At 46.3% G+C, this 26,824-nt stretch carries 30 protein-coding genes and 1 tRNA gene; 21 read left to right on the top strand and 10 right to left on the bottom strand.

What is annotated here, in order from left to right:
• Positions 1 to 8 precede the first annotated feature (8 nt).
• Positions 9 to 263, top strand: coding sequence for a hypothetical protein (locus ACLGGO_RS13815; protein WP_446419746.1), 255 nt, complete (start codon positions 9 to 11; stop codon positions 261 to 263).
• Positions 264 to 371: 108 nt separating this feature from the next.
• Entirely contained in the window at positions 372 to 2,015 is a 1,644-nt protein-coding gene (locus tag ACLGGO_RS13810; RefSeq protein WP_446419745.1) for a CPBP family glutamic-type intramembrane protease, read from the top strand.
• A 71-nt stretch (positions 2,016 to 2,086) separates the two neighbouring features.
• Here ACLGGO_RS13810 and ACLGGO_RS13805 read toward each other — a convergent pair whose 3' ends face one another.
• From ACLGGO_RS13805 to ACLGGO_RS13790, 4 genes are all read right to left on the bottom strand, one after another.
• Positions 2,087 to 2,248, bottom strand: a complete 162-nt coding sequence (locus ACLGGO_RS13805; RefSeq protein ID WP_446419744.1) for a hypothetical protein — start codon at positions 2,246 to 2,248, stop codon at positions 2,087 to 2,089.
• Positions 2,249 to 2,257: 9 nt separating this feature from the next.
• Complete coding sequence (locus tag ACLGGO_RS13800; RefSeq protein ID WP_446419743.1) at positions 2,258 to 3,334, bottom strand: WD40 repeat domain-containing protein; 1,077 nt, start codon at positions 3,332 to 3,334, stop codon at positions 2,258 to 2,260.
• 52 nt (positions 3,335 to 3,386) lie between these two features.
• Positions 3,387 to 3,536, bottom strand: a complete 150-nt coding sequence (locus ACLGGO_RS13795) for a hypothetical protein (protein WP_446337524.1) — start codon at positions 3,534 to 3,536, stop codon at positions 3,387 to 3,389.
• Between the two features lie 347 nt (positions 3,537 to 3,883).
• Positions 3,884 to 4,009, bottom strand: a complete 126-nt coding sequence (locus tag ACLGGO_RS13790; protein ID WP_446337523.1) for a hypothetical protein — start codon at positions 4,007 to 4,009, stop codon at positions 3,884 to 3,886.
• A 160-nt stretch (positions 4,010 to 4,169) separates the two neighbouring features.
• On the opposite strand from ACLGGO_RS13790, the gene ACLGGO_RS13785 reads away from it, so the two are divergent.
• The 3 genes from ACLGGO_RS13785 (at position 4,170) to ACLGGO_RS13775 (ending at position 7,810) form a co-directional block, all read left to right on the top strand.
• Complete coding sequence (locus ACLGGO_RS13785; protein WP_446419742.1) at positions 4,170 to 5,438, top strand: GTP cyclohydrolase II; 1,269 nt, start codon at positions 4,170 to 4,172, stop codon at positions 5,436 to 5,438.
• 494 nt (positions 5,439 to 5,932) lie between these two features.
• Positions 5,933 to 7,243, top strand: coding sequence for a URC4/urg3 family protein (locus tag ACLGGO_RS13780; RefSeq protein WP_446337521.1), 1,311 nt, complete (start codon positions 5,933 to 5,935; stop codon positions 7,241 to 7,243).
• Between the two features lie 168 nt (positions 7,244 to 7,411).
• Positions 7,412 to 7,810, top strand: a complete 399-nt coding sequence (locus tag ACLGGO_RS13775; protein WP_446419741.1) for a helix-turn-helix domain-containing protein — start codon at positions 7,412 to 7,414, stop codon at positions 7,808 to 7,810.
• 252 nt (positions 7,811 to 8,062) lie between these two features.
• Here ACLGGO_RS13775 and ACLGGO_RS13770 read toward each other — a convergent pair whose 3' ends face one another.
• Both ACLGGO_RS13770 and ACLGGO_RS13765 read right to left on the bottom strand, forming a co-directional pair.
• Positions 8,063 to 8,413 (bottom strand): hypothetical protein, encoded by a 351-nt coding sequence (locus ACLGGO_RS13770; RefSeq protein WP_446419740.1) that lies wholly within the window; start codon positions 8,411 to 8,413, stop codon positions 8,063 to 8,065.
• A gap of 45 nt (positions 8,414 to 8,458) precedes the next feature.
• Entirely contained in the window at positions 8,459 to 8,926 is a 468-nt protein-coding gene (locus tag ACLGGO_RS13765; RefSeq protein ID WP_446419739.1) for a hypothetical protein, read from the bottom strand.
• A 193-nt stretch (positions 8,927 to 9,119) separates the two neighbouring features.
• Between ACLGGO_RS13765 and ACLGGO_RS13760 the strand changes: the two genes are divergently transcribed.
• The 10 genes from ACLGGO_RS13760 (at position 9,120) to thyD (ending at position 17,609) form a co-directional block, all read left to right on the top strand.
• Complete coding sequence (locus ACLGGO_RS13760) at positions 9,120 to 9,515, top strand: hypothetical protein (RefSeq protein ID WP_446419738.1); 396 nt, start codon at positions 9,120 to 9,122, stop codon at positions 9,513 to 9,515.
• A complete protein-coding gene (locus tag ACLGGO_RS13755; protein ID WP_446407838.1) occupies positions 9,512 to 9,727 on the top strand; it encodes a hypothetical protein in 216 nt (71 codons plus the stop codon). Before ACLGGO_RS13760 ends, ACLGGO_RS13755 begins: the two co-directional genes overlap by 4 nt.
• Before the next feature lie 2 nt (positions 9,728 to 9,729).
• Positions 9,730 to 9,903: a hypothetical protein gene (locus ACLGGO_RS13750; RefSeq protein WP_446419737.1), complete on the top strand. Its 174-nt coding sequence runs from the start codon at positions 9,730 to 9,732 to the stop codon at positions 9,901 to 9,903.
• Between the two features lie 241 nt (positions 9,904 to 10,144).
• A complete protein-coding gene (locus ACLGGO_RS13745; protein ID WP_446337514.1) occupies positions 10,145 to 10,372 on the top strand; it encodes a helix-turn-helix transcriptional regulator in 228 nt (75 codons plus the stop codon).
• A gap of 277 nt (positions 10,373 to 10,649) precedes the next feature.
• Positions 10,650 to 11,285, top strand: coding sequence for a uracil phosphoribosyltransferase (gene upp, locus ACLGGO_RS13740; RefSeq protein WP_446419736.1), 636 nt, complete (start codon positions 10,650 to 10,652; stop codon positions 11,283 to 11,285).
• Positions 11,286 to 11,319: 34 nt separating this feature from the next.
• Positions 11,320 to 11,850 carry an ureidoglycolate lyase gene (locus tag ACLGGO_RS13735; RefSeq protein WP_446419735.1) on the top strand — a complete coding sequence of 177 codons (531 nt, stop codon included), beginning with the start codon at positions 11,320 to 11,322 and terminating at the stop codon, positions 11,848 to 11,850.
• A 43-nt stretch (positions 11,851 to 11,893) separates the two neighbouring features.
• On the top strand, positions 11,894 to 13,075 hold the full coding sequence (locus ACLGGO_RS13730) for an acyltransferase family protein (RefSeq protein WP_446419734.1): 1,182 nt from the start codon (positions 11,894 to 11,896) through the stop codon (positions 13,073 to 13,075).
• A 326-nt stretch (positions 13,076 to 13,401) separates the two neighbouring features.
• The gene (gene secA / locus ACLGGO_RS13725) at positions 13,402 to 16,191 is read left to right on the top strand and encodes a preprotein translocase subunit SecA (protein ID WP_446419733.1); all 2,790 of its coding nucleotides are present in this window, start codon (positions 13,402 to 13,404) and stop codon (positions 16,189 to 16,191) included.
• A gap of 115 nt (positions 16,192 to 16,306) precedes the next feature.
• Positions 16,307 to 16,696, top strand: coding sequence for a photosystem II reaction center protein Psb28 (psb28, locus tag ACLGGO_RS13720; protein WP_446419732.1), 390 nt, complete (start codon positions 16,307 to 16,309; stop codon positions 16,694 to 16,696).
• A gap of 7 nt (positions 16,697 to 16,703) precedes the next feature.
• Positions 16,704 to 17,609, top strand: a complete 906-nt coding sequence (gene thyD, locus ACLGGO_RS13715) for a thylakoid membrane protein ThyD (RefSeq protein WP_446419731.1) — start codon at positions 16,704 to 16,706, stop codon at positions 17,607 to 17,609.
• A gap of 186 nt (positions 17,610 to 17,795) precedes the next feature.
• On the opposite strand, the gene murA is transcribed toward thyD, so the two are convergent.
• Positions 17,796 to 19,184, bottom strand: coding sequence for a UDP-N-acetylglucosamine 1-carboxyvinyltransferase (gene murA / locus ACLGGO_RS13710; RefSeq protein WP_446337555.1), 1,389 nt, complete (start codon positions 19,182 to 19,184; stop codon positions 17,796 to 17,798).
• A 198-nt stretch (positions 19,185 to 19,382) separates the two neighbouring features.
• Between murA and ACLGGO_RS13705 the strand changes: the two genes are divergently transcribed.
• A tRNA-Leu gene (locus ACLGGO_RS13705) sits at positions 19,383 to 19,466 on the top strand.
• A gap of 56 nt (positions 19,467 to 19,522) precedes the next feature.
• A complete protein-coding gene (locus tag ACLGGO_RS13700; protein WP_446337505.1) occupies positions 19,523 to 20,311 on the top strand; it encodes a TrmH family RNA methyltransferase in 789 nt (262 codons plus the stop codon).
• A gap of 77 nt (positions 20,312 to 20,388) precedes the next feature.
• Here the strand turns inward: ACLGGO_RS13700 and ACLGGO_RS13695 are convergent, their stop codons facing one another.
• Complete coding sequence (locus ACLGGO_RS13695) at positions 20,389 to 20,646, bottom strand: hypothetical protein (protein ID WP_446365869.1); 258 nt, start codon at positions 20,644 to 20,646, stop codon at positions 20,389 to 20,391.
• Between the two features lie 458 nt (positions 20,647 to 21,104).
• Here ACLGGO_RS13695 and lpdA point away from each other — a divergent pair, with 458 nt between their 5' ends.
• From lpdA to ACLGGO_RS13675, 4 genes are all read left to right on the top strand, one after another.
• Positions 21,105 to 22,538, top strand: coding sequence for a dihydrolipoyl dehydrogenase (gene lpdA, locus ACLGGO_RS13690; RefSeq protein ID WP_446337554.1), 1,434 nt, complete (start codon positions 21,105 to 21,107; stop codon positions 22,536 to 22,538).
• Between the two features lie 134 nt (positions 22,539 to 22,672).
• The gene (trpC, locus tag ACLGGO_RS13685) at positions 22,673 to 23,575 is read left to right on the top strand and encodes an indole-3-glycerol phosphate synthase TrpC (protein ID WP_446419730.1); all 903 of its coding nucleotides are present in this window, start codon (positions 22,673 to 22,675) and stop codon (positions 23,573 to 23,575) included.
• Positions 23,576 to 23,695: 120 nt separating this feature from the next.
• The gene (locus tag ACLGGO_RS13680; protein WP_446337502.1) at positions 23,696 to 23,983 is read left to right on the top strand and encodes a DUF5340 domain-containing protein; all 288 of its coding nucleotides are present in this window, start codon (positions 23,696 to 23,698) and stop codon (positions 23,981 to 23,983) included.
• A 53-nt stretch (positions 23,984 to 24,036) separates the two neighbouring features.
• Positions 24,037 to 25,191: a pyridoxal-phosphate-dependent aminotransferase family protein gene (locus ACLGGO_RS13675; protein WP_446419729.1), complete on the top strand. Its 1,155-nt coding sequence runs from the start codon at positions 24,037 to 24,039 to the stop codon at positions 25,189 to 25,191.
• A 193-nt stretch (positions 25,192 to 25,384) separates the two neighbouring features.
• On the opposite strand, the gene ACLGGO_RS13670 is transcribed toward ACLGGO_RS13675, so the two are convergent.
• Both ACLGGO_RS13670 and ACLGGO_RS13665 read right to left on the bottom strand, forming a co-directional pair.
• A complete protein-coding gene (locus tag ACLGGO_RS13670; protein WP_006100242.1) occupies positions 25,385 to 25,576 on the bottom strand; it encodes a DUF2949 domain-containing protein in 192 nt (63 codons plus the stop codon).
• A gap of 457 nt (positions 25,577 to 26,033) precedes the next feature.
• Positions 26,034 to 26,600 carry a DUF192 domain-containing protein gene (locus tag ACLGGO_RS13665; protein WP_446419728.1) on the bottom strand — a complete coding sequence of 189 codons (567 nt, stop codon included), beginning with the start codon at positions 26,598 to 26,600 and terminating at the stop codon, positions 26,034 to 26,036.
• Positions 26,601 to 26,824 lie beyond the last annotated feature (224 nt).

Below are 26,824 nucleotides of genomic sequence, written 5' to 3'. Positions count from 1 at the left end.
CCAAATCTATGAATAGTAGCCAGATTAACCCAAATCCTGGTAGCATCCTTGGGGTATCTTCAAATATCAGGGTCATTTTCAGTTTAACCGCACATCGGTTGTACAAAAAGGCGGGGGAGCTTGCTTTTCACGGCATCTGGCTGAATGAAGGTGAGGAACAAGTCAATTTATCCTCCTCATCTCCTCTATCTCCTAGACGTTCCACCGGAGGAGTCTCAGTTTCCTCATCTGGCTTACCAACTCAGTTGCAAGACTTCCCGTGAAAAGTCAAAACGCGACAGATCACGTCTGAAACAAAAACAGTGACATTTGTTACTAAACCTTTTTTTATAATTTATGACTTATGACTTGTTATTTTTTGGGGGGGGTTCATGAACACTGGGTTATTACTTAAACGCTTGATTTTGGCAGTGCTGACGATTGCTGTACTCTTACAAGTCAGCCTCTCTTTGGTTGAAAGCTGGGGTAAACCTCAAATCCAAAGTCGCTTAGAACTTTACCAAACAAATTTGTTACTCCATGCAGCCGAGGGGCAGAGTTTAGTTACATCAGGGGAAGAGGATTTGACAGCAGCGCGGAATGCATTGCTCGGTGATAATCCTTTTGAAAACGCCCAAAACCAATATGAACAAGTGCTGGAAACAGCTCAGACGACTCAATCGAAAATAATCGCTAAACTGGAACAACTCTCATCCAACAAGGATGTCGCGACATCTATCGGTGATGAGCTGGCTAAACCGCAAATGCAAATCGCTCCCATTGACGAGGTTCCGATGACCTCCCAGCAGCGAAAGCAGTTGCAAAAATCATTGTCTCAGACAGAACAGCTCATTGATGAACTGAATGTGCGCTTGGGACTGCTGCAAGCTCAACAGGGTAAAACAGAGGTGGCGATTCAGACATGGAATGAGTTGATTGAGCAAGAAACTCTCGAAAGTACCGCTCCAGCGACAACGCCATCTGCCCAAACTGCAGCCGTATTAGCAGGTCTTTGGCATGATCCACCCCGTATCTTACCAGATGCTGAGTCAAAAATTCAACGAAATTTAGATAGCTGGTTCCAGTATCGAGCATTGCTTCAGCTTTATCAATTGCAACAGCGTCAAGATGCTTTATTGTCCTTACAAGCTCAAGAACAACAGAGAGCAAAACAAGCCCTGCTTAAGTTAGCTCTCATTAGTGCCATTCCCGGAATTGGGGGTATTGTCGGGGTGGGACTCTTGCTATTTTTGCTGGGTCAGTGGCTACTTCAAGGAGAGCGATCGCTACTAGCCACCAACAGCGATATGCCTTGGGATACGCCTTGGGATGGAGAAACGATTTGGCAAGTCTTGATTCTCGGCTTTTTCTTTATTGGTCAAATCCTCCTTCCTATTTTTATCCTGCCAATTTTTCTGGTCGTGTTCCAGCTTGAGCCGGCTAATTTCACAGTACGGATGCAAGCCTTCTATATTTTAATGAGTTATGTCTTGCTAGCCGCCGCCGGATTGGGAGTACTTTACCTTTCAATCAAGCATTTTTTCCCCTTGCCAGAGGATTGGTTTCAGATTAAATTCCGCAGGAAAGGGATTCTTTTGGGCTTAGGTGGCTATCTTGTGGCTCTACCTCTGGTCATTTTGGTCTCACTCATTAACCAAAAATTATGGCAGGGGCAAGGGGGGAGTAATCCGATTCTTTCTCTGGTGCTAGAAGGACAGGATACAGTTGCTATCGTGATATTTTTTAGCACCGCTTGCATTGCTGCACCCCTGTTTGAAGAATTTATGTTCCGAGGGTTTTTATTACCTTCCTTAACGCGCTATATGCCTGTTTGGGGAGCAATTGTGACCAGTAGTCTCATCTTTGCGATCGCACACCTGAGTCTATCGGAAGTCTTACCCCTCGCCACATTAGGAATTGTATTGGGAGTTGTGTACACGCGATCGCGCAATCTTCTGGCTCCCATGCTGGTTCACAGTCTCTGGAATAGTGGGACGTTACTGAGTTTGATTATTTTAGGCAGTGGTGGAAGTTGAAAAAGTGTAGAGACGCGCTTTTGAAGCGTCTTAAAGTGTAGGGGCGGGTTTTACGACTATCCTTTATGAACTTACCCAAATGTGACTAAACCCGCCCCCCAATACTGCTCGGATAAGCCTGTATTCTCTCCCCCTGCTTCCCCTGCTTCCCCTGCTTCCCCTGCTTCCCCTGCTTCCTTCGATGGACAACCTTCCTTAACCGAGCAGTATTGACCCGCCCCCATACTGTTCATTTCCCCAGTTTATTCCCTATTTCCTGTTCTCCAAATTGCGATCGCGCCATCATTACTCCCGCTAACCAATATCTGACCGTCACCACTAAAGCCGAGGGAAAAAATCGAACCTGAAAACCCTGTCAGCGTCGTCATCAACTCACCGGTTTGCAGATTCCATAATCCTAATCTGCCATAAGGACCTAACGCGCTTGCCAAGATATTACCCGATGGATGCAGCGCCAAGGCATTCACAAAGACAGGTTTAGGATTTGTTACAGGTGTCGAAAGTAATTCCCCGGTTTGGGGATTCCAAAGGTTAATAGTTTCGGCAAAACTCTCACTCACCAAGACTTGTCCATCCTGATTAAACGCCAACGCTCTTAAAGACTGAGGATGCTGGAGGATATGCCGGATTTCCCCACTCTGCCAATTCCATAAATGAATTGTACCGTCCTCAGAACCACTGGCAAGGAGTTCTCCATTGGGACTAAAAGCAAGAGATAGGGTTAAATTTTCAATATCAAACTGAAGCAGTTGTTTGCCTGTTTCTATATTCCAAAGCGTAATTTCCGAGACAAAACCTAAACCTTCTCCTCTCCTCGCACTGGCGAGAGTTTGTCCGTCTGGGGTAATCGCCAAGGATGGAATCATGCCTTCTTTCTTCTGGAAAGTATTGATCAATTCACCAGTTTTCAGATTCCAGAGTTTAATTGAACCGTCCTCGATACCCCCCCCACTCACCAGTATTTCTGCATTTGGACTGATGGCTAAGGCAGTAATTTGATCAGAATGTCCAGAAAACGTCCGCAATGGCTGACCTGTATTTAGGTTCCAGAGTTTAATCGTTTGATCATCGCTACCCGTGGCGAGGAGTTGTCCATCTTGGCTAATCGCGATCGCGCCTACTGCGTCTGCATGTCCCTTAATATTACGCAACAATTTGGCATCTTGCCATTGTTGAGTCGGCGTAGCGGCGATGAGAGCAGCATTTCCAGGATTGGGGGATATAGAATGCGATCGCGGCACGTTGGTGACGATGACAGACAGGACAGTTATAACCGTCAGTACGACGAAAACCGCGTAAGAACTTGACCTGCGACTCATACTTAACCCTTAAGAACAACACCATCCCACCTGAATTGGTGAGATTGTTCCCTTAGACGACAGATAATGCCAAAAAGTATCCCATAAATATTATTCCCGTGCCAACAACAGCACAAAAAATCAGAGAAATTAATTCGGCGACGGTATAACTTACAGAGAGTCCAAGCATCGTGACAATCCAACAATACGGTAACGATGCCATGATCACCTGAAATGGAGCGTTCAACCTCATACTTTTGGGTTAAATTAAATAATCTGGCTAAAAAATTTAATGAATATTTAATTTTTCAGTCGGATTAGTTGGGCGTTGCTGGCGAATAATATTCACAGTCTTGGTTGTTGTGTAGGGGCGGGTTTCACTACTATCATTTATGCCCTCACCCAAATGTAACTAAACCCGCCCTGACTAAATTGATAAAATTTTTAGTCAGCATTTGGTCAAGCCTAGAATGACTCAAGATGCAAGATGGGCAAGAGTGTTCACAAATTGACAATGGATAATGAACAATGGATAATGACCTCTCCTTAAATTAAAACCCTTGCTCCAGGCTAAGTTGCACCATCAAAGAGTGCTGAAGGCATCGCCATAAATCCAGGCGAGCCATCTGCCATCTGCCTTTGTTGTGTCAGTGACGGGGAACCAGAATTCCCCTGTGGTTGTGTTCCTCGCACCATAGCCTCTGAGTCATTACGTTGTATTTTGAAATACTACAGGGTGTTGACACCCTGTTCCATCAGGTTCATCCATAACCAAACTCTAATTGCTATGATTGGAGCTTGCTTGAATTAAACGACTCATACGTTAATTTGAGGTGCATTCTACATAGGAGCCATCATGCAACTATCACAGCCTTTGTCGAAGTCGAAACTAAAGCATATTGTTTTGACCTCTCATCCAGGGCGTTCCCGGGAACAACCCCCTCGCCTGCATTGGGGAGAAATCGACCCCCTCAAGCGCAGACCCATTATTGGTACGGTGACGAACCTCGCCCATCGTAACGTGATCGGCACTCACTCCGGTTCCTATTCCGTCTATCGGGCATTAGCCGTTGCCAGTGGAGCGCTGCATCCCAATCACAGAGCGGATTTGACCAATACATCTCCCGTTGTGGCGATAGGTCCCCATCCCAGTTGGGCTAACCCTAATCGCATTGTGTCTCTTGATCCCTTTGGGGGAATGGTGGGGGATGTCTACGCCAATTTCTATGAGCAAGGATACGACATTCGACCCACGATCGCAGTCACCCAAGCCCATGTCAACTTGCCGGAAATCCAAGAAGCGATCCAGAAAAATCGTTTATCAGTTGACGGTAAAATTGTCAAGCCCAATGGCAGTTTAGTGGTCACCAAAGTAGCCATTGATCCCGTGTGGTATCTGCCAGGAATTGCCCACCGACTCAACGTCAAGGAAGGAGAATTACGCCGCGCCCTCTTCGAGCAAACCGGGGGAATGTTCCCTGAACTGATAACCCGCACAGATTTACAGGTTTTCTTACCTCCGATTGGTGGAATTACAGTTTATTTAATTGGTGAGGTTGACGCGATTACTGATCCCAATCGCCAACTTGCGGTGCGAGTTCATGATGAATGCAACGGTTCCGATGTCTTTGGTTCCGATATTTGCACCTGTCGTCCTTATTTAGTACATGGGTTGGAAGTTTGTGTGCAAACCGCACAAGCCGGAGGTGCAGGGGTTTTGGTTTACTTCCGCAAAGAAGGGCGGGCATTAGGTGAAGTCACCAAGTTCCTGGTTTATAATGCCCGCAAGCGACAAGAAGGCGGCGATAGCGCTTCTTCCTATTTCAACCGCACCGAATGTGTCGCAGGTGTTCCCGACATGCGTTTCCAAGAACTAATGCCGGATGTACTACACTGGTTGGGAATTACACGGATTGATCGGTTTGTCTCCATGAGCGACATGAAATACAATGCGATCACCAACTCTGGCATCGAGATTGTCAAGCGCGTCCCGATTCCTGACGATTTAATTCCCGAAGATGCCATGGTCGAAATTGCTGCCAAGCAAGCGGCTGGTTATTATACCGAAACAACCGCACCCGATGCAGTAAAATTAGCGACGATTAAAGGGCGTAGTCTTGGCTGATGGTTTTGGATTCGTTATTGCAAATTGGGGATTTGAGCAGAACCAATGACGAATGAAACGCCGAAAACAACAGATGATTGCAGATTTGATTTCAGGCAACTTCTTTGTTATTCTTGATCTAGTGACTTAGCTTCCTCATAGTCAGCAGTGTTTCCTTCAATTCAGAACAGTAAGTGTGTCTAATCACAAGTAGAGTGTGTACTCCCGCACTGGCGTCTGTAGTAAGTTATACCGACAGACAGTTATTCAGGGGTACACACCTATAAAATAGAAATTATGAATTATGAAAAAGTTTTGAGTATTGTGTAGGGGCTCTTTTCACTATTATCGTTTCTGACCTCACAATAAATATAACTAGACCCGCCCCGACAAATCTAAAATTTATCCATAAACGACATCACCGGAACTGGGCGAAGCATTTGGGTAAAACATTTTGGACAAGTATTATAAGATGGCTCCCCAAATGCTTCGCCCCTACAGGTTACAAATGACAAATGACAAACGATCAACAAACTATTGCTTACCTGAGAACACCAAAGGCGATTCGAGAACGGTGCGATCGCGTCTTGGATCTCGCTGAGGCAAATCGGTTGCATTACTTCCGTTGCGATTTAACCCAGCTAGAAAATGTAGCCAGTTATGTGATTCAAGTGATGCAGGATGAATATCCTGATTTTAATATCCCGTTCCACAGTCGCTGGCGACATTTTGAAGTCGGGAACGTGCCACGCCTTGCTGAATTATCACAAAAATTAGCCGGATTCACTCCCCGGCAAAAAGCCCAAACTAAATTTGATTTAGCGATTGTTAGTGTCTTATTGGATGCGGGGGCGGGTGCTGATTGGCAATATTTTGAAACCCAAACGGGACAAGTGTTTCGCCGTTCTGAAGGTTTAGCCGTTGCTAGTTTCCGGATGTTCTATCAGGGTATGTTTTCCAGTAATCCAGAATACCCCTTACAAGCCGATGCTCAAGGATTGCAAAACTTAACAGTTGAGCAGTTAGCTCACGGATTTCAAGTTAGTTCAGCGAATCCCCTTTTAGGTTTAGAGGGTAGGGTAAAACTCTTACAGCGCTTGGGAGAATCCCTACAGACTCATCCGAAATTGTTTGGTGATCAAAATCCCCGTCCGGGTAATTTGGTCAAGTATTTGTTGAGTCTTTCAACCCGTGAGGGAGAACCGATGGAGGGGAGTTTGACAGATAAGGTTATGGAAACAACCGATAACTTATCTAAACCCAACGTTATCGGCAAGCTACCCGCAAAAGTCGTACTATCGGCTGTGTTAGAGGGGTTAGGTGATATTTGGTCAGGACGACTCGCGATCGCGGGAGTGAATTTAGGCGATGTCTGGCGTCATTCTGCCCTCTCCGGGGAAAAGCCGAGTGATCAATATATACCGTTTCACAAACTTTCCCAGTGGTTAACCTACTCTCTTTTAGAACCCTTACAAGAATTAGGGTTAGAAATTACTGGATTAGACGAACTCACCGGATTAGCCGAGTATCGCAATGGCGGTTTATGCCTCGATTTAGGACTGATTGTGGTGAAAGATCCGGCTATTTTGCAGCAGCGCCACTTACCGGGTTCTGAAGTAATTGTCGAGTGGCGAGCGCTGACTGTAAGTCTGTTAGATCGAATTGCCGAAGCTATCCGAAAACAGCTAAACTTAACAGCAACCCAATTACCATTAGTTAAGGTTTTACAAGGTGGGACTTGGACAGCCGGACGAAAGATTGCAGCACAATTAAGAGAAGGGGGGGTTCCGCCGATTCAGATTGAGAGTGATGGGACAGTTTTTTGAACGAAATAATCAGTAGGTGCGATCGCCCATCGCCGTAGGTTGGGTTGACGTAGGAAACCCAATATTCACTCTCGTGAACATCAATGCCAGATAAGCGCGATCGCTCTTACAATCAACTCTAAGGCAATCACACTCTCAATTTAACTCTGATTAAAGCAAAGTGGAAAAATGACCCTTACTTTTGACCAAGACGCTTACCGCCATCTACTCGCACAAGTCGCGCCCAAAGTGATTGAGACAGAACAGGAGTATGATCGCGCTCTAGCAGAGGCAGAACGGCTAACCTTTGCCAAAAACCGAACTCCAGAGGAGAAAGCGTTACACAAGTTGCTCGTAACGCTGATTGAAGCCTATGAGGAACAGAACTATCCGATGGATCAAGCTGCACCTCATGAAATTCTCCAACACATCATGGAATCCAGTGGCACTCGTCAAGCTGACTTGGTGGGTGTTATTGGATCGAGTGGTGTAGTGTCTGAAGTGGTAAATGGCAAGCGATTCATTAGTAAAGCACAAGCTAAGGCACTTGGCGATTACTTCCAGATTTCGCCAGCGCTGTTTATCTAACGATTGCAGGATAGTGCTATCGCCTATCACTGTAGGTTGGGTTGACGCGCCGAAACCCAACATCCACTCCAATCCAACATCAATGCAAAATAAGCGCGATCGCTCTTAAAATCAAGTCTAATACTAAGTAGCGTTTTAATACCAAATCCAGGTTAGCTACCGCCGTTATAACCTAGTCCGCGCAGGCGGACTTTGTTTGTGTAGCAGCGATTTCAATCGCCTCCTCTTGCATGGGGTGATTTCGCTACAAACCTACTCGATGAGCAGACATTTTTCCCAGATTGTCTTGAGGAAAGGCAAGATAGAATCAGCGTATTGTTTGCGGTGCTTGGTCTGGTCATATTTAATCCCATTCCACAAACTGTGTAATTGTTGATACGTCGAACATTTTTGCAGGTGACAGGCAATGGCATTTTTCCATTGTTCCATCTGACGATAGCTGATGAATTGTCCTCCTTTATCGAGACGATGGACAAAGATAACGTAGAGCCAGGATTCTACTTTTACGATGAGGGAAGCGGGAATATTTAAGAATTTGGCAATTTGACGCTTAGTGATGCGGAAGTTTTGGGCAGGTTTGATGCGGCGAAATAAGGCAGTCATGATCGCTTGATTCCTGGTTTAATCGTTTGTTTAATTAGTTGTGCCTTAAAGCTGTTCGTTGGGAACATCGAAAAAGACTTCAAATTCAGCATCCGGTATAAAATGCTTGAGAAAGCGTTGGTAATCCTCTGCATCTTGACGGTTGAAAAATCTCGCCACTGTATGCCGTCTGGCATCAGGTAGGAGTCGGATAATTGCCCAAGGGCGGGAGTTATTTTCTGGTTGTGAAGTGGGTTTGGGCAGAGTTTTCCTGGCTTCCCCTCTGATGATGCTTAAGGTGCGTTCAATGATTTGCCAAAGCTGCTCCCATTGTGGGCTGGTATCCTTGGGCATCAAATTCCATTCGTTGATGGGTGCTGGTAGCCATCTGAGCATGTAATCGTTTTGACCCGTTTTAGAAAGTTTCCAGGATAGGCGTCGAGTCTGTTTGCGGCAGACATAACCTTGTTGGCGCAAAATTGCACAGATACTCTCGCCTTCGGATTGAAGGCGTAGCCAGTCGGAGTGTTTCATCGTCGAAAGCTGGGTAAGGTTGTCACAGAAGAGCGATCCGCAGTGTGCGCCTTGTGAAATCGCAGCGCTCTGTTACGCGATCGCCTGAACTTGTTTGATCTACGTATGTAAAAATCGGTATTTTTATTTTATATATGTAATAATAAAAAGTCAATATCCTATTTGTATATATGAGATAATGCACAGACAGGTTATGGCACATTCAAAAAAGTATGACGAGCAAGCGCGGCAGACCCAAGTCAGCCAGGGAAAACGCAAAAAACGTATCGCTGATGATTACGCCGAAGGGGTGGACGCTTCTACAATCTCAAGCGCAGCAACTGGGAATAACCAGATCAGAACTGGTGGAGCGATTTGCCAGAGGAGAGATTCAGGAGAACCTTTCGCAACTAGCCGAAGAACGATTTCTGGGGGAATCCTTCGCCAACTGATAGAGGAGAACGCGATTCAGTTGGCTCATTACCGATCAGAAGTGGAACGGCTGGAAAAAAGGGAGCGCCAGCTTGAAGAACTGTTTGACCAGTTAAGGGTCAAGACGGGCGAAAACCTTGATGATGAAGACAAGGTTAGCGATGAGGAAGGAGAATGACAAACAAACGTGGTAGACCGAAATCAGACCGGAAGACGATCAGCGTTGGGATACGGCTCGAACCCCAGGATTGGGAAAACCTCAATCAGCTAGCAGCCAGTCTGGGAATGACTCGCACGGAACTGATCACCCAAATATCCAGAGTCCAAAATCCACAAGACTTACAAGGTTTTCAAAAGGCGAAATATCTGGGGGAATCCTCAGCCAATTAATCTTGGAAACCCAAGAGGAATTGGCTTATCTGGAACAGAAGTTACCTCGATTGAGGGCGCGGCTTAGCTGTCTTCAACAGCTATACCGGGATTTGCAGCAAAAAACCCGTGAAGACTTCGACGAGGAAGAGGAGGTTGGCGATCGCATGAATAACACCAGTGATGAGGAACAATAGAACTGGTGGGTTGGGTCGGTCTAAAATAGTTGGATAAAAGATTGCGGTTCATGAATTGTCCTGATTAATTCCAGATAGATTTACACTCATGCGATCGCATGAGTGCGTAAAATGACAACGGATTGAGAAAAGGCAGCAATACTCTAGAACGCTTTCTCTGGTTCAATGAGCGCTGTCTTTCTTTAGTCTGTCTATGACTAGAGTAAAGTAATTTACGCTAACCGTCAACTAATTTACGCAAATGACCGACAAACCTGAACGATCGCCGCTAATGAGACTAAGAGTGCGACAATTTCTCACCCAAAAGCAGTTAGCGGATGCACTCGGCGTAACGGAAACAACCATAAGGAATTGGGAAGCAGGGCGATCAGTGCCAAAACTTACCCCTGTTCAGTACAAGACTTTACTGAAAATTTTGAAAATTACGTCTGATGAGTTACCCGATCAATTTGGAGTTCCAGATAGTTAACCGGATCAGGCTAAGTAAAACTATCAGGACTTAAATAGCCACCCTATCCACGGTAGGGGCAATTTTAAACATAACTTGAATAAATCTTATTTAGCGACAGAAAACCTATAATACTATTCTTGTTTTTGTATTGATTATGATGAATTAATAAATACATGATCAACGTATAGTTTATACTGTATTCCTTCCTGGACTGTGATTTGGCAACAGGAGTGGTATACTCTCAGGACATGAAGATTAACTTCTATACAGATAAAAAGCTGTCTACTCCTAACAGATGACTCCTCAAGTTACAGTAATCAATCACCCATTCGTGCAACACAAGCTAACCCTTATGCGTCAGGCGGATACCAGTACGGCTAAATTTCGTCAACTGATGAAAGAAGTTGGTAGCTTGTTAGCTTACGAGGTAACACGGGACTTACCCCTTAAATACGCAGCGATTAAAACACCCCTGGCTCCCATGCACGCTCCCATGCTGGCTTCGGATAAGAAAATGGTGATTGTTTCGATTATGCGGGCAGGGCAAGGGCTGGTTGATGGTATCTTAGAACTGATTCCTTCCGCCCGCTTGGGGCATATTGGCTTGTATCGTGAACCCACTACTCGGATTCCGATTGAATATTATTGCAAACTGCCTCATGATATTGAACACCGAGACATCTTGGTCGTTGATCCCATGGTGGCGACAGGGAATACAGCCGTAGCCGCCGTGGATAGGGTGAAGGATTTTATCCCGTTGTCAATCAAGTTTTTGTGCTTGTTAGCTGCACCGGAGGGAATCGCGAATTTCCATGATCATCATCCGGAAGTCCCTCTGTATACTGCCGCTATTGATGAAAGCTTAGACGAGCATGGCTATATTTTGCCCGGACTTGGGGATGCAGGCGATCGCCTGTTTGGGACAAAATAGCAGTAAGCTTTGTGTTGCACTATCGATATCTGTCATGAATCCCACCATTTCGGTGAAACAACTTCCACTAGAAAACATTAGCGCCGAATGCTTTCAACCCTTCGGTCAGTTGATCACGCCGACAGCCGATGATAAACCCTATGATGCGACAGATGCTCAATTAATGTTGCACAACGGTACTCCCCGTTTTTACATCATGCGCTTGTACCAAAGAGGTCGCAAATTTCACAAAATCACGCGCCATCGCCAATGTACCCAATGTTTAGGTTCTCTAGAAGGGAAAGACTGGTGGATGGCGGTTGCACCGGCTTGTGAACGTGAACAACCCGCCATTGATGAAATTAAAGTTTTTCTGATTCCGGGAAATTGCTTTATCAAGTTAGAACTAGGGACTTGGCACGCGGGTCCTTATTTTGAACATGATTTTGCCGATTTCTATAATTTGGAACTGAGTGACACAAATCAGGTTGATCACTTTAGCCATGATTTTCGTGAAAGCCACAATTTAGAATTTGAGATTGTTGATAGAAGCCTAAAACCCTATAGTATTTTTAGGAAAAAGTAGGTACAACTCTAAATAATGAACAATTAAAAACAGCATTAGTTTTATGCAAGTAAAACCGAACAATAGTAGAGATATCCGATTTGATATTCTTAAGGTTATTGGCATTATCGGAATTTTTGCTGCCCATGCAATTTATGGAAATAGTCAAAATTCCATTGAAATGGTCGTACAAGAACTCCGAAACTTTGATGTTCCACTCATGGTTATCATCTCAGGAAGTGTTTTTTATCATTCTTCTGGTGATAAACAATATTCATTCATCACTTACCTGAGAAAAAGAATTCCTCGATTAATTATTCCAGTATGGTTTTTTCTTGTAGTATTTTTTATTTTTACATATCTAGTCACTTTGGCTCAAGATGAAAATCAGGTATTTCCTTTTACTTTAAAAGAAATAATAGGAAGCTTTTTTTTGTTAAATTATATCAGTATTGGATATGTTTGGATTATTCGTGTCTTTGTCTTAGTCGCCATTGTTTCTCCACTTTTATTAAAATTTAAGCAAGCTTTGTCAAGTCGGCTATTGTTTTTGATGTCTTTGGCAATTATTTATGGCGCTTATGAAGTATTGGCTAGTTTTATCCTAAAGTTAAATGTAGAAGATACGGGCATCGCTAATCCTATTCTTGATTTCATTTACGGCAGATTATTCCTCTTTGTATTTTGGCAGCAAATTTGTTTTTATTTAATTCCTTATGGCTGTTTATTCGGACTGGGGATGATAATGGCAAGGATGAAAAATAGCTCAATTTTATTAATTTCTATTTTCGCTGGTATTGTGTATCTTATTTTAGGATTAAATTATTATAGTGACGCAGGATCTTTTGTTTCAACCTATATTGCCAAGTTCCCGCCGAGACTTTACTATGTGTCTTATGGTATATTCATGTCAACTTTAATATATTTATTTGTTGACTTTTGCTTGAATCTATGGAATAAATTAAATTATCATAAGAATCAGATAGATCAGATCAAAAAAATTATACTTTTTATTAGTTCTTCGTCACTATGGATCTATTTGTGGCATATTCTATTAATTTATCATGGAGGAGCTATTTTTAGAATAATTAACATTAAATCACAAGCAATTGAACGTTTTTTGGTGTGGTTAATACTTTCGGTATTGATTACATATTTACAAAAAATATTTATATCTTATATCATTAAAAGAACGACATACGGTCAAAAATATTCTGAAGCCTTATCCGTGATGTTTCTTAAGTAAAATCAATAGCTTATTGGGGCGATAATAGGGGGTAAATCCAATTTTTGCCAAAACACCATCTTATTATAGGATTAGCATCCTGCCCACGGGACAAGAGTATCCACCAGCATTGTTCGAGATCCCCGTACCCCCTCAATCCGAGCAAAAATGGTAGGATGATCATAAAAATGCCGCCCTAAGCGGTGGTTTATCATGGGTTAGCCGTTAGTCACTGGGACTCGTGCAAGATTGCCTGTGAACCCTTCCCTCCCCTATTCATGCCCTTAGTCTTGAGTGTCTAACCTTAACCCTAGACCAAGCGCGATTAGACGTATCCCTCTCCTGCTATGTTAAAAAACTTACTTGGCGATCCAAATACCCGCAAACTTAAAAGATACCAACCGTTCGTTGCCGATATCAACGTTCTCGAAGAAGATATCCGATCGCTCTCCGATGAGCAACTCCAAGGGAAAACCGCAGAATTTAAGCAGCAGCTTGAAAAAGCAACAACGGATCGTGAGCGAGAAGAGTTACTTGAGGATCTCCTACCCGAAGCCTTTGCAGTAGTGCGGGAAGCAGCACGGCGGGTTCTGGGAATGCGCCATTTTGATGTGCAGCTATTAGGTGGCGTGGTGCTGCACCGGGGAGAAATCGCGGAGATGAAAACGGGTGAGGGGAAAACCCTGGTATCCACCCTACCGGCTTATCTCAATGCACTCTCAGGTAAAGGTGTACATATTGTTACCGTCAACGATTACCTAGCCCGTCGGGACGCGGAATGGATGGGACAGGTACACCGTTTCCTCGGATTAACGGTGGGACTGATTCAGTCGGGTATGGGTCCTGCGGAACGACAGCGCAATTACGCCTGTGATATTACTTATGCCACAAACAGCGAGTTGGGCTTCGACTACTTGCGGGACAATATGGCAACATCGATGAATGAGGTGGTGCAGCGTCCCTTTAATTACTGCATCATTGACGAAGTAGACTCCGTACTCATTGACGAAGCCCGCACCCCTCTGATTATTTCTGGGCAGGTGGAACGCCCCACCCAGAACTATATGAAAGCGGCTCAAATCGCTAAGATGCTTCAGCCAGAGGAGCATTATGAGGTCGATGAAAAAGCTCGTAATGTGATCCTCACCGATGAAGGCTTCATCCAGGCAGAGAAACTCCTAGAGGTTGAGGATTTGTATGACCCGGAAAATCCTTGGGCACATTATATCTTCAATGCGATTAAGGCAAAGGAACTATTTACCAATGACGTAAACTACATCGTGCGTAACGACGAAGTGGTCATCGTCGATGAGTTTACCGGACGAGTCTTACAGGGACGCCGTTGGAGTGATGGACTGCACCAGGCGATTGAGGCAAAAGAAGGCGTCGAAATCCAAAAAGAAACCCAAACCCTAGCTACGATTACCTATCAAAACTTCTTTTTGCTCTATCCCAAGCTAGCCGGGATGACGGGAACCGCGAAAACAGAAGAAGCCGAATTTGAAAAAATCTATAACCTACAAGTCACGATTATCCCCACCAATAAGCCCCCCGGGCGGCGGGATATGTCGGATGTAGTGTATAAAACTGAGGAAGCCAAATGGAAAGCAGTTGCCCGAGAATGCGCTGAAATGCATGAGCAAGGACGCCCAGTCTTGGTGGGTACAACCAGTGTGGAAAAATCAGAAGTGCTTTCGAGTTTGTTAAGCCAATTAGAAGTTCCCCATAATCTGCTCAATGCTCGACCGGAGAACGTGGAACGGGAATCAGAAATTGTCGCACAAGCGGGTCGTAAAGGGGCTGTGACAATTGCGACAAACATGGCAGGACGCGGAACCGATATTATCTTAGGCGGTAACGCTGACTACATGTCGCGGCTGAAAGTGCGAGAATATTTCATGCCCCAGATTGTCATTCCCGAAGAAGAAGATTCTTTTGCGGCTATGGCATCCGGTAGCGGAAAACGCTCCCAAGCCCAAGGGTTTGCGCCAGGGAAAAAGGTGAAAACTTGGAAGGTGAGTCCCCAGATTTTCCCGACTCAGTTGTCTCAAAGTACGGAACAAAAGCTGATTGAGGCGGTGAAGTTTGCGGTGCAGCAGTATGGGGAACGCAGTCTACCGGAATTGGAAGCGGAAGAAAAAGTGGCGATCGCGGCGGAAAATGCCCCCACTGATGACCCGGTGATTCAAAAGCTGCGGGAGGTTTGTCGGGCGGTGCGAAAGGAATACGAAGCCTTTACCCATAAAGAACATGATGAGGTGATTAGCATCGGCGGATTGCATGTGATTGGTACTGAACGCCACGAATCTCGCCGGATTGATAACCAACTGCGGGGACGGGCGGGACGCCAAGGTGACCCAGGTTCGACGAAGTTTTTCCTCAGCTTAGAAGATAACTTGCTGCGGATTTTTGGGGGCGATCGCGTGGCGGGGATGATGAATATGTTCCGGGTTGAGGAAGATATGCCCATCGAATCTGGAATGCTGACTCGTTCCTTAGAAGGGGCACAGAAAAAAGTTGAAACCTTCTACTATGACACCCGGAAACAGGTGTTTGAATATGACGAGGTGATGAATAATCAGCGGCGGGCAATTTATGCGGAACGTCGTCGGGTTTTAGAAGGATTAGATCTCAAAGAACAAGTCATCCAGTATGCGGAGAAGACCATGGATGATATTGTAGATGCTTATGTCAACCCCGATTTGCCACCAGAAGAATGGGATTTAGCCAGCTTAGTGTCAAAGGTACAAGAGTTTGTCTATTTGCTGCAAGATCTCCAGCCAGAGCATCTGGATGATATGACAGTTACGGAGATTAAAACCTTTTTGCATGAAGAAGTCCGTAAAGCCTATGACATTAAAGAAGCCCAAATCGATCAGATTCAACCGGGATTGATGCGACAAGCTGAACGGTTCTTCATCTTGCAGCAGATTGATACCCTGTGGCGGGAGCATTTGCAATCGATGGATGCTTTGCGCGAGTCTGTCGGGTTACGGGGGTATGGGCAGAAAGACCCACTGATTGAGTATAAGCAAGAAGGGTATGAAACTTTCTTGGAGATGATGATTGACATCCGTCGCAATGTGGTGTACTCGCTGTTCCAATTCCAGCCGCAAGTGCAACCGCAAGCCGTGTAGTTTTGAGTCATTTCTCGTGAGCCTGAGATCCCTGACTTCTTGAAGAAGTCGGGGATCTCTTCTGTGAGAGGCATAAAGTTTTGTATACTGAATAATATAGTATTTGCAATTTAAAATGACTTCCCAAACGCCATCGATTCAATTTTTTGAAGGACTTCCTGAAGAACTGAGCAATGTTAGCTTGAGACGAAATCGGAGTTCGGGCGTGCGTTCAGTATTAATGAGTTTCGATTCCTTAAAAGCGATAGAAAAATTCCAGAGTTATACCAAGCGATTCGCTAACGCCTTGCTCTTAATCGATGAAGAAGGGCAAATTAGTGTTGAGCCATCATCGGTTAAATTTATATTCAGTGGTCCGGAAGGCGATGATTTGAAGCGGGTAGACTGCGAATTTGACATCGAACAGCAAGAGCACTGGGATCGTTTCATGCGCTTTATGCACCGCTATGCCGAAGCCAATGATATGGCTTACGATGACACAAAACAAGGACAGGGAGCAGAGTAACTTAATCGTGAAAATCGCTATTACTGGAGCCACTGGATTTATTGGCTCTCGCTTAGTCAAGCGTCTGCTTGAGAAAGGGCATCAACCCTTAATTTTAACCCGAAACCGAGCCAAAGCGACTAGGCTGTTTCCCAATTTAGAGATTGTGGGTTATACTCCCACCGAATCCGGAGCTTGGCAAGACGCGATCGCGTCTTGCGATGGGGTGGTGAACTTGGCGGGAGAACCCATCGGTGAGAATCGTTGGACACCGGAACGTAAGCAGGCGATTCTCAATAGCCGCCAACTGGGAACCCGGCAAATTGTAGACGCGATCGCGAAAGCTCAACCCAAACCTAGCGTATTAGTGAATGCCTCGGCTATTGGCTATTACGGGACTAGCGAAACAGCAACATACACTGAAACCAGTCCCCCTGGAGACGATTTCCTCGCTCAAGTCTGTCAGGATTGGGAAGCTGAAGCCGAAAAGGTGAAAGATGCTGACGTTCGGTTGGTTATCCTCCGGTTTGGCATCGTTCTTGGCGATGGTGGCGCACTGGCAAAAATGCTACCCCCATTTAAACTCTTTGCTGGGGGTCCGATTGGGAGTGGGCGTCAGTGGTTCTCTTGGATACACCGAGATGACCTCGTGAACTTGATTATCGACGCACTCACCCGCAACGACATGGAAGGGGTATTCAATGCTACAGCACCCAACCCCGTGCGGATGTCGGAATTTTGTCAAACCCTGGGGGATGTGCTAAACCGTCCCTCCTGGTTACCCGTTCCCAGCATTGCTATAGAAGCATTACTGGGAGAGGGGGCTAAAGTTGTTCTCGAAGGTCAAAATGTGTTACCTAAGCGGACGACTAGCTGTGGTTTTAACTATCGCTATCCAACAGTCAAACCCGCGTTAGCCGATATTGTTACCTGATAGTAACGTTCCGCTCTACAGTTCAACAACCCTAACCTAGCTATCGCTGCTCTGTTAGGGATTGCCGGACAAACGACAATTTAAACCGTTGAATACCGCATAGAGTCTCAGTTCGCAAGCAGAGTGGGGAGGATGTCAACGTCTAGGATTAAAGCGACGGATATCAGCCACAAAGATTTTTGAGCGTCACAGTGTTTTAACTGGACTTTGGGTTGCTGAGGAGTCTTTTAGCGGTGAGTTATCCGACACCCGTTGTAATCGTGCGCCAAGTTTCTTTAACTTCGCCTCTAGCTTCTCATACCCTCTGTCTAAATGATGCAGTCCCTGAATCGTGGTTTTACCATCGGCGGCTAGGGCGGCTAATACCAGTGCGGCGGATGCGCGTAAGTCAGTCGCAACGACAGGGGCGCCTGATAACAGAGGCACACCACGTACAATCGCATTATTGCCTTTAATCCGAATATCTGCCCCCATGCGATTGAGTTCGGGGACATGACCTAAGCGATTTTCAAACACGGTTTCGGTAATCACACTATCCCCATCACTCAGCGTTAATAGTGCCATGAATGGGGCTTGCATATCCGTGGGAAATCCTGGATAGGGTAAGGTTTCAATATCCGTAGCGCGAATTATCCCTGTTGGGACAATCCGTAGACAGTCAGGGGCTTCCTGAATCACTCTCATGCCAATGTTTTGGAGTTTCGCGATCGCGGCGGTAATATGTTCCGGTACAACCGGGGAAAGAGTGAGTTCTGACTGGGTAATTGCTCCAGCCACTAAAAACGTACCCGTTTCGATGCGATCGGGAATAATTGAGTAGTCTACCGAATGTAAACTGGGAACGCCAGAAATGATAATCGTGTTTGTCCCCGCCCCCCGAATCTTGGCACCCATGGCGTTACAAAACTTTGCCAAGTCCACCACTTCTGGTTCTTGGGCAGCATTTTCTAAGATCGTTTCCCCTGAAGCCAATGTCGCTGCCATCATCAGGGTTTCCGTTGCTCCCACGCTGGGATAGTCGAGATAAAATTTTGCCCCTTTTAACCGCTGCCGCCCATTCCCCCTCACATAGGCATTAACCATACCATGCTCAATCTGCACCTCAGCACCTAGGGCTTGCAATCCCCTAACATGGAGATCGACAGGTCTAGCGCCGATGGCACAGCCACCCGGTAAAGGAACTTGAGCCGCGCCCAATCGTGCCAGCAGAGAACCAATCACAAAGAAACTGGCTCGAAGCTGATTAACTACCTCGTAGGGCGCTTTTGACTGTTCCAGGTGACGCGCATCGATATCCAATATATCCCCATGATGGTTTAGTTTAACACCCAAAGCCGTCAGCACCTGACCCATCCGCGCTATGTCTACCAAGGAAGGCACATTACGCAGTCGGCAATCTTGAGGACACAGCAGCGCCCCTGCCATAATTGCCAATGCCGAGTTCTTCGCGCCACTAATGGTCACATGTCCTTTGAGGGACGAACTGCCCCAAATCTCTAGAACGGATGGGTTCCCCTTGGGTACAGATCCAGTATCTGTCAGATTAAGAGAGTGGTTGATAGGTCTATCCTCCAGAATCGGTGAAATCTTGGCATTTTTTAAAATTTGGTTTTGATTCTACCTGAAACAGGGCAAATGTCTAGATTTGCTTCCCAAACTGGTGAATCAACCAGCATTGAATTTTACCTTGTCCGATGCCGAAAATCCGCAAAAAAAAAATTAGTTGACAAAGGCGTCAGTATAGTCGCATAATGGAAAACTGCATGGAAAGAAGCGGAACTGGCGGAATTGGTAGACGCGCTAGATTCAGGTTCTAGTGTTCGCAAGAACTTCCGGGTTCAAGTCCCGGGTTCCGCATCGAAGATTGTAGAGACGTAGCATGCTACGTCTCTACGCTGACCTTGAACTTGATAATGCTGACAAGTAGCAAGAATCCTCTAGTTAAGGCAATTCGGAAACTGCACACAGCCAAAGGGCGGCGGGAGGAGCAACTTCTGCTGTTAGAGGGAACCCACCTGTTGGCAGAAGCTTGTGCGGTCAATTATCCCCTAGTCACCCTTTGTTGTACACCAGATTGGCAGCAAACTCATCCGCAACTTTGGCAAGACGCCACACCTCAGTGTCAGCGCGTTGAAATTGTTGAACCCTCTGTGCTCAAGGCGATGGCGACAACTGTTCAGCCAGATGGCGTGGTGGTAACCGCAAAGTCTTCATCCCTCGTCCCTCCTCAGATTCCCTGTTCCCTCGGTTTAGTTTTACAGACCCTGCAAGATCCGGGAAACTTGGGAACCATCATTCGTACCGCAACCGCCGCAGGTGTTGATGGTTTATGGCTGAGTCGAGACAGTGTAGACTTAGAGAATCCCAAAGTATTACGGGCTTCAGCGGGTCAATGGTTTCGTCTGCCCATGAGTAGCAATGCTAATCTAAGTCAGGTGGTTAGGCAAAGTCAGGATCAAGGGGTACAAGTTGTGGCAACTCTACCCAAGGCGACATTGAGTTACTGGGAAATAGACTGGCGCTGTCCTAGCTTGATTCTACTGGGCAATGAGGCGGCGGGACTGCGCCCTGAGTTAGCCGCACTCGCTGATAAATCGGTGCAAATTCCCCTCAGTCAGGATGTAGAATCTTTAAATGTTGCGATCGCGGCGGCTTTAATCGTCTATGAAGCGCTGCGCCAACGGGTAGGGCATGGCGCGTGAGTTTTAAGTTAACTCCCCCATCTCCTTCATCTCAACCATCTCCCCCTGCACTTTGGCATCTCGGCTCTGTTGTCTTCCTATTCATCCTCTGGTAACTCAGTGTCGCCAAAAAATGCATCGAGATCAGCCGCAGCTTCTTCGAGAAGATCCAGATCGAAAATGTCATCGTCTGACTGGGAGGATTTTGATTGAGGAGTAGGGGCTTTCGATGAAGAACGACGGGATGGCGATTGGGGAGGAGGGGATGGGTGCCCCAAGAGATTCTCAAGTTGGTCAAGGGATTCCACAAAGGCTTTAGCTGCTTCATTTCGATGATTTTGCTGAGGTTCGCGCATAATAGTTGATTTCCTAAAGCTAGTGTTTATGGAGATGAACGCTACTCATTAGCCTATGTCGGAGAAACTAGCACCCTTACCGTTTGATCCTATGGTATAGTCTTTTAGGGGCTAACGATTAGAGCTTGATTTACAGGTAATTTCTAGATATTTCCCGAAAAATCTTTTGAGTGGATTTGTCGGGAGAGACAACCCTTTTGGCTGTAGGATAAATATCTAAGCGGGTTTTCCGGTGTGACAACTTTGGGGCGAGAGTGCGATCGCGCGCGACCGACATTAAACGCATCGTTCAATGTGGAGCAAGCCGCCGTAGGGGCTTGGTTACCAAGCCCGTACTGGTGGGGGAGAGCCTGTAGACTGGTTTAGTGCCGACACTGAAGCGAGTGAAGCAAGAAGTAAACGGCAGGTTCTACCGGGTATTGGTAGATTTGTGTAAGTTTTATGTAACGGAAATGGATGTGAGTCAAGAATTTGATTACGATTTAGTGATTATCGGTGCTGGTGTCGGTGGGCATGGCGCGGCAATACATGCTGTCAGTTGCGGATTGAAAACCGCCATCATTGAAGCCTCCCAAATGGGCGGTACTTGTGTAAATCGCGGTTGTATCCCGTCAAAAGCCCTATTAGCCGCATCAGGGCGAGTACGGGAGTTACGCAATACCCATCATCTGAAATCCCTGGGAATTCAGGTGGGTGGCGTAAACTTTGACCGAGACGCGATCGCAAACCATGCGAATACCCTGGTGAGTAAGATTCGCGGCGATCTCACCAACAGCCTCAAACGCTTAAATGTTGATATCATTCCCGGTTGGGGTCGGGTGGCTGGACAACAAAAAGTAACGGTGACGACAGACAGTGGCGAAAAAACTGTTACCGCCAAAGACATTATCCTCTGTACAGGTTCCGTTCCCTTCGTCCCCCCCGGTATTGAACTCGACGGGAAAACCGTATTCACCAGCGACGACGCCCTAAAGCTCGAATGGTTACCCCAATGGGTGGCAATTATTGGCAGTGGTTATATTGGTTTAGAGTTTGCTGACATCTATACAGCCCTAGGGTCGGAAATCACCATGATTGAAGCCCTCGACCAGTTAATGCCCACATTTGACCCAGATATTGCCAAACTAGCCACCCGGGTGCTGATTTCTCCCCGCGATATTGAAACCTATTCCGGCATTCTGGCACAAAAAGTGACTCCCGGTTCACCCGTTGTAATTGAACTGGCGGATGCCAAAACCAAGGAAGTTGTGGATGTCCTAGAAGTTGATGCTTGCTTAGTCGCCACGGGACGGATTCCCGTGAGCAAGGATTTAGGCTTAGAATCAGTAGGTGTGGAAACAGATCGCCGAGGATTCATCCCCATCAATGATCAAATGGCAGTTTTATCCGGTGACGAAGCCATTCCCCATCTGTGGGCAATTGGTGACGCCACAGGTAAACTCATGCTGGCACATGCGGCATCAGCTCAAGGGGTTGTCGCCGTGGAAAATATCTGTGGGCGTCATCGTACCATTGACTATCGCAGCATCCCCGCCGCCGCCTTTACCCATCCAGAAATTAGTTACGTGGGACTGACTGAACCCGCCGCCAAGGAACTCGGAGAAAAAGAGGGATTTGAAGTTGCCTCAGTGAGGACGTATTTTAAAGGAAATTCCAAAGCGATCGCACAAGGAGAGTCGGATGGCATTGCCAAAGTTATCTATCGTAAAGATAGCGGTGAAATCCTTGGTGTTCACATCTTGGGCATCCACGCCTCTGATTTAATTCACGAAGCCTCAAACGCCATCGCCCAACGACAGTCTGTAAATACTCTGGCATACTTAGTCCATGCCCATCCCACATTGTCAGAAGTCCTCGATGAAGCCTACAAGCGAGCCGTTGCCAGTCATTAAACCTATTGTGATCAAGAACAAATAACGTAGTACAAGAAGGCAGAGGACTCCACGGTTCCAGGGCTGTAAACTTTAAAGTATGTGCTTTTTTGCCTGTTGTTAACTCTTGACCAATGACCAATGACCAACGACGAATGACAAATGACCAACTACCAATTCGCCGCCGTCCACCCAATCCGGCGGTTGACCTGAATATCCTGCGCTATCAAGTCGTTCTCCCAGACGCCCAGCCGCGCCATATTCTGGAAGAAATTGTCTGGCATAAAGAAACAGAAGTTGACCGGATGCGGGAACGGCTACCCTTAGCTGAACTCCGGAAACAGATAGAATCGGCACCACCGCCGCGTGACTTTAAAGCGGCGTTATTAGGGGCAAAGACTCGTCCGGCATTAATTGCTGAAGTAAAAAAGGCATCTCCCAGTAAAGGCGTAATTCGGGAAGCGTTTGACCCCGTGGCGATTGCCCGTTCTTATGAACAAGGTGGTGCTTCTGCCATATCTGTGCTGACTGATCAAAAGTTCTTTCAAGGGAGTTGGGAGAATCTCAGCCAAGTTAGGGCTCAGGTCAACTTGCCAATTCTGTGTAAAGAGTTCATCATTTATCCCTATCAACTCTATCTGGCTCGGAGTCACGGTGCTGATGCGGTTTTGCTGATTGCGGCGATCTTGTCGGATCAAGACCTACGCTACTTTGTCAAAATTGCCAATGGGTTATCCATGACCCCTCTTATCGAAGTGCATACCCTGGATGAATTAGACCGCGTGTTATTGGTAGATGGCGTTACCCTAGTAGGTATAAACAACCGCAACTTGGCAGATTTCTCAGTTGATCTCCAAACAACCTGCCAACTTCTGGCAGCGCGAGGTCAGCAGCTCAAAGAACGCGGTATTCTGATTGTCAGTGAGTCAGGAGTGCAAAAAAAAGCCGATTTAGAGCAGGTCGCATCGGCGGGTGCTACCGCTGTACTAATTGGTGAATCATTGGTTAAACAACCTGATCCAGCCCAAGCCATCACCAATCTATTGCCAAGTTCGTGAGTTCTGTGTAATCAATCGTCCTTGCCTGTTGATTTGTCACAGAGCAGGTCAGATCATCCGATACGCTTGTCGAACGTGAAGATTAATCGCAATTCGTCCATTTAAGGTAAGCCAGGTTTCATGGAGCCAATACCCCTTCCGTCATATATTCACTACGAACTGCTACTACAGATGCTAGAGCGTCATACTGCCTTTGCCACGAATCAAAACCCGATGATTCGAGAACAGGTGCATCAGTTGATTGCCACTCTACGCAAAGCATTAGCCCAGCAGAAACAACTAGAACAAACCTGTGGGCGCCTCAACTTACCCGTTGAGTACCGTTGGTCACTCAATAATGTCAACGTTGAGTCAAAATCATCGGATAATGGTTTTCCTCTAGATTCGGAAACCAAAACTCAGTCATGAGATAGTGGTGTCATTCTGAATTATGTGATACTCAACGATTGAGGATAACGCTCATGGATAATAAGTTGATGCTGATGATTCCCGGACCAACACCGGTGCCCGAACAGGTATTGCTGGCGTTAGCCAAGCATCCCATTGGGCATCGCAGTGGGGAATTTAGCGCCATTATGGCAGAGGTGACCCAAAACCTAAAATGGTTGCACCAAACTCAGAACGATGTTTTGGTGTTAACGGTGAGTGGTACGGGTGCTATGGAAGCCGGGATTATTAATTTTTTGAGTCCTGGCGATCGCGTTTTGGTCGGAACTAATGGTAAATTTGGCGATCGCTGGGCAAAGATGAGTGCAGCGTTCGGTCTAGAGGTGGAGACGATTACGGCACCGTGGGGTCAACCCCTCGATCCGGAACAGTTTCGCCAAAAGCTGGTGGCGGATACGGATAAGACAATCAAAGCCGTTATTGTCACCCACTCAGAAACCTCCACAGGTGTACTCAACGACCTGGAAACGATTAATCGTTACGTCAAAGAACACGGTCAAGCTCTAATTATTGTAGACGCGGTAACCAGCTTAGGCGCTGTCAGTTTACCGATTGATCAGTGGGGGATTGATGTGGTAGCCTCAGGTGCCCAAAAAGGCTATATGGTTCCCCCTGGATTAGGGTTTGTCTGTGTCTCGGATAAAGCTTGGCAAGCTTATGAGACAGCCAAACTGCCTCGCTTTTATTTAGATTTGGGTGTGTATCGTAAAGCGGCAAAAAAGAATAGCAATCCGTTTACCCCCCCAGTCAATTTAGTGGTGGGACTGCAAACAGCGTTGCAAATGATGCAAGCTGAAGGGTTAGATAATATTTTTGCCCGTCATCAACGCCTGATGCAAGCAACTCGGGCGGCGATTGAGGCGCTTTCCCTTCCCCTATTTGCTCCGGATATCGCCGCCAGTCCAGCGGTAACGGCTGTGGCGCCTGTGTCGATTGAAGCCGAACAAATTCGGGGCGTGATGAAAAAGCGCTTTGATATTTCCCTAGCTGGGGGACAGGATCACTTGAAAGGCAAAATATTTCGCATTGGTCACTTAGGCTTTGTTTGCGATCGCGATATTCTGGCGGCGATTGGGGCGCTAGAAGCGACGCTGCGAGAGTTGGGTTATGAGTCTATGACACCAGGAGCAGGAGTGTCAGCGGCGGCTCGCGTCTTGACTCAATCTTAGGCTAAGCCATAAACGAAATACACTAAAGACGCCAAAAAAGAGCGGGTCAACTAGCGACCCGCTCTTTCTTGTAGAGGAATCAATGGTCAATGGATAACATTGTATGAAATTGAACGGTTTAGACTTGAATGGATTATTCCCAAAGCGTAAGCACTTAGACATTACTATATGCTCCTGACCGATTGTTTTAATTTCAGACTGTTTCCAGCCAGTCATAGATTTGGTCTAATTGCTGCAATGTGACTAAACCGTACTGCCACAGAATCATCGGTAATGGTCCTGGGTCTTGTTCCCGACGCCGTTGAGCGATCGCAATGGAATCGGTGGAAATTGCCAATTCCTCTTGCAGAAATCGTAAAAATTCAGAATAGGTTGCAGGTGCCATAACTGCTATTCACCTCCTTATCGGATCTATTGTGGAATCAGCGTCCTGCCTCTTTTAGCAATGGGTAGACACATTTAATACTGTCTACTAGCTGAGGGTTCTTTGCTTATTGTGATAGGTTAATCCGGCACTGCTTGTGTCCTAGATCACTGACCATCTAAGATGTTGATTGATCGAGTTGACAACTCACAGGATGTACTGACCAGGTATTGTTTGAACCCTCACCCCCCATCGACTCTTTGTGTACTGTTTCGCCTTGCCTCACCTCACACCACTAAAAGGCTGTTCCAGACTACACCCGTACTTGGTCGCTTTGATGGGTATCCACCACTAATGCAGGTTACTACCTCGTCGTCAATGGTCTTAGATTAGAAATCTATCTTACGAAATGTTAACGTAATTTCGTAGAAAAATCTTTACATCGTTTATTTATTTTCTCAATGATGTTAATCAAAATTTAAGATTCTGGCGATGGATTAATCTCATCCTCTAGGATGGTGATTGTGATGCGATCGCCCACCTTGAGACCCAGTTGAGCGGCTCGTCCACCGGCAAGTTCAATCACTTGGTCAACCAGAACCCCCGGACCATAGGTAGGACAGGGAGTCGTGATGCAGGGGGGAACATTTGCCGCGATCGCTTTGACTTCGCCATCTCGCAAAAAGATCATATCCAAGGGGATTTTCACATTCTTCATCCAAAACGTAGCAGGTCGCGGCGGATTCAAGGGAAACAACATCCCTCGGTTTGGTGCTAAAGCCGTGCGATACATTAATCCAATCTGCTGTTGTCCAGGTGTTCTAGCGACTTCGAGTAAAATCTGCTGATCACCGATCTGAGTTTGAGCGCTAATGGGTAACATCTGACCGGAATTGGGAGGTGACGAGGAGAGGGATGGCGGTTCTGGAAGCCGTTCGCCGGACTTCAATGGTGTTCCATCGGCGACATTCTTTGAGCCGGAAGCCGAACATCCAAGCAGTATCAGACTAAGAGTTATTCCGAATAGGCGAATAGGATACTTCATGGGTTTAGATGAGACAGATGAGGTAGACAAAGAAAACAAGGGAGACAGGGGGGATAAGGGAGGGCGGATTTAGTCCCATCGGGGTGAGATAAGAAACGATAACAGTGAAAAGAGCCCCTACACAAAACTCTCGCACTTCCCCAATCCTCAACGTATTCGCGGGAGTCCTCACCCTCAACTCTCGTAGGGTGAGGAGGGATAGCGGGATGCCGGAAGAATAGAGG

Source organism: Coleofasciculus sp., assembly GCF_046565525.1.
Taxonomy (GTDB): Bacteria; Cyanobacteriota; Cyanobacteriia; order Cyanobacteriales; family Coleofasciculaceae; genus Coleofasciculus.
This window is presented reverse-complemented; position numbering and strand designations above follow the sequence as displayed.